The sequence below is a fragment of the Frankia sp. CcWB3 genome (genome assembly GCF_977927595.1).
This window is the reverse complement of the sequence record NZ_CDWRCK010000403.1, coordinates 1-2,508: the sequence shown is the minus strand read 5'-3', so window position 1 is coordinate 2,508 and position 2,508 is coordinate 1. Positions and strand designations below refer to the sequence as shown.

Below are 2,508 nucleotides of genomic sequence, written 5' to 3'. Positions count from 1 at the left end.
ACCCCGCACCAAACAACGGATCATGCAATCCGAAAATCACCATCAGATCCACGGCCAGCCTCGGGACATACTTCCCAAACAGGCCCTAAACGGGCGACGGGTTCAGCCGGGCGAAACCCTCCTGTCGTTGGTACGGAAAGTACGGGTAGGGAGCGGTGCGGGCACTGGCCTCGTCCAACCGTGCTATCTGTCCCGTGCTCAGCGACCAGCCGACCGTCCCGAAGTTTTGCCGGAGTTGTGTCTCGTCGCGCGCGCCGATAATGACGGAGGACACCGTGGGCCGCTGGAGCAGCCAGTTCAGCGCGATCTGCGGCACGGCCCGACCAGTCTCCGCGGCGATCTCGTCGAGTACGTCGACCACGGCGAACAGATATTCGTCGTCCACAGGCGGGCCGTAGTCCGCGGTGGCGGGTAGCCGGCTGCGCGCGGGCAGGGGCTGGCCGCGACGAACTCGACCGGTCAGCCGACCGCGCCGCGAAGGCCGCGGATCCGGCCCGCGGTGGCCATCTCGGTGACGCGCGCCCGGGCTTCCACCTCGCCGATCTTCAGGGTGCCTGCCGCCGAGTGGCTGGCGTTCCTGAGCGCCCTCATCGGGCCGTCGACCAGGCTCTGCCCCAGCGGGGTCAGTGCGTATTCGACCCGCGGCGGGGACTGGGCGAAGGCACGGCGGTTCACCAGGCCCTGGGCACACAGCCGGCATAGCGCTTCGGTGAGCACTTGTCGCTCATGCCGCCGATTGCGGCACGCAGCTCGCGGCGCCGACGGGGGCCCGGGCGAAGGGCCGCCAGGACGACGGGGTCCCAGGTATGGGCGAACAGATCGGTCGCCGCCCGGAGGCGACAATCCGCGATCAGTTCCTCGCAGTGGCGTCCATGCTCGCTCATCCGCGCCATCGTCGCAGGTTCGGCACGCACCGATTCCAGGCCCCAGGGTAGATCGTCAGCTCCAAAGCAGCGATGTACATGTAGTAACGTAGAGCGTATGACAGCGGCGGCAGATGACGGACGGCTCCGGGTGGGTATGCGCGAGCTCTCCCAGCGGACCGCCCGCGTGCTCGCGCTGGTCCGCGCGGGTGAGACGGTCGAGGTGACCGACCGGGGCAGGACCGTCGCGAGGATCGTCCCGGCGGCGGACGACCGCTATGAGCAGCTTGTCGCCGCCGGTCTGATCCGCCAGGCCACCCGTCCGTTCAACCTCGCGCACCTGCCGGAGCCGGCGGCAAACCCGACCGGCCGCTCCACCGACGCATGGCTCGCCGACCTGCGCGGCGAAGGCTGATGCCGACTCGGATCTATCTCGACACATCCGCCCTGGCCAAGGTGTTCATCGCCGAGAAGGAGTCGGGTGACCTTCGTCAGTGGCTCGCCGAGCAGAAGGAGCCACTGCGTCTCGTCTCCTCGGCCCTGCTCGCCGTCGAACTGACCCGGCTGCTCAGCCTGGTGAACCCGGCCCTGCTCGGCCCGGCGGAGTCCTTCCTGTCGACCGATGTGGATCTTGTACAGATCGCTCCACCACTGCTCGCCGACGCGGCCCGCGTTCCACCGCCCCGGCTGCGCACCCTCGACGCGATCCACCTGGCGACAGCACTCGAACTCAAGGACTCCCTGGACGTCGTCCTCAGCTACAACAAGCTCCTCGCCGAAGCCGCTGACGCATCCGGTCTGCCGGCCGTGTCACCCGGCGCCGGCCGCTAGATCGTTCGAGCGGCGGCCGGCAGCGCGTTCGTTCTTCCCGAAACCCGCTGGTCCAGCACCATCCCGATCAGCAGCGCCAACGGGGCGTTGGTCAGCAGCTCGCCAGCCTCGTCGATCTGGCTCAGGTGCAGGCTCATGCCATCACCCGTAGCGCCGACTGAGAGCGCACGACGCAGCGCGGCCCACGAGAATCATGCCACCGAACACCGGACCAGCCCCGTCGGCGACATCGGCCACCCCTCTGTTTCCAGACCAACACTGTGGTCCGCTGTCCGGGGCTGCGAAGGGCGGCCATGACGGCGGGAGCAGAATTGACTCATGAGCCCAACCAGCCGTGGTCGCAAGATGGCTGGGCCCGCAGGACGCCAGCGAGTTCGACCCGGTCGAGTTCGACGCCGAAGACGTGAACAAGGCGCTGTCCACCATCCGATAACACCTCGGTCGGCAGGTTGGAGGACGTAATGAAGTAACAAATACGTGATCGAGAGCATCATCGCAGGTCACAGGCCTGTGGAGGGTTCGAAACGCGCAAGTTATTTCATTTCGACTCCTTGACGTATCCCCCGGCACCAGCAACGTCGCGGCGTCTCCGGCCCACGTGACGCACAGACGCCTGGACGACACCTCGTTGCCAGACCCATACCGCCGGTGGATTCTTGGTCACCTCACCACCCTCACCACACCGCCTGGAATTCGGGGGAACTACATGCCACCGGACCCGACAGACGTCACTCATCCCGCCTTTCTCGCCAACTATCTTGCTAGCCTTCCCCGGCCGGAACACGTACATGGGGGACGTAATGAAGTAACAAAT

3 protein-coding genes and 2 pseudogenes are annotated in these 2,508 nt (G+C 66.6%); 2 read left to right on the top strand and 3 right to left on the bottom strand.

The window, feature by feature from the left end:
• Positions 1-85: 85 nt before the first annotated feature.
• Positions 86-469: pseudogene (locus ACY5KJ_RS19760) on the bottom strand (aldo/keto reductase); the annotation flags it as partial.
• Positions 460-893, bottom strand: a pseudogene (locus ACY5KJ_RS19755) (winged helix-turn-helix transcriptional regulator). The pseudogenes ACY5KJ_RS19755 and ACY5KJ_RS19760, both read right to left, overlap by 10 nt.
• An 88-nt stretch (positions 894-981) precedes the next feature.
• Here ACY5KJ_RS19755 and ACY5KJ_RS19750 point away from each other — a divergent pair.
• The gene (locus ACY5KJ_RS19750) at positions 982-1,278 is read left to right on the top strand and encodes a type II toxin-antitoxin system Phd/YefM family antitoxin (protein ID WP_462204071.1); all 297 of its coding nucleotides are present in this window, start codon (positions 982-984) and stop codon (positions 1,276-1,278) included.
• On the top strand, positions 1,278-1,694 hold the full coding sequence (locus ACY5KJ_RS19745; protein WP_462204070.1) for a type II toxin-antitoxin system VapC family toxin: 417 nt from the start codon (positions 1,278-1,280) through the stop codon (positions 1,692-1,694). Before ACY5KJ_RS19750 ends, ACY5KJ_RS19745 begins: the two co-directional genes overlap by 1 nt.
• Here ACY5KJ_RS19745 and ACY5KJ_RS19740 read toward each other — a convergent pair.
• The gene (locus ACY5KJ_RS19740; protein ID WP_462204069.1) at positions 1,691-1,831 is read right to left on the bottom strand and encodes a hypothetical protein; all 141 of its coding nucleotides are present in this window, start codon (positions 1,829-1,831) and stop codon (positions 1,691-1,693) included. The genes ACY5KJ_RS19745 and ACY5KJ_RS19740 overlap by 4 nt on opposite strands.
• Positions 1,832-2,508: the final 677 nt, after the last annotated feature.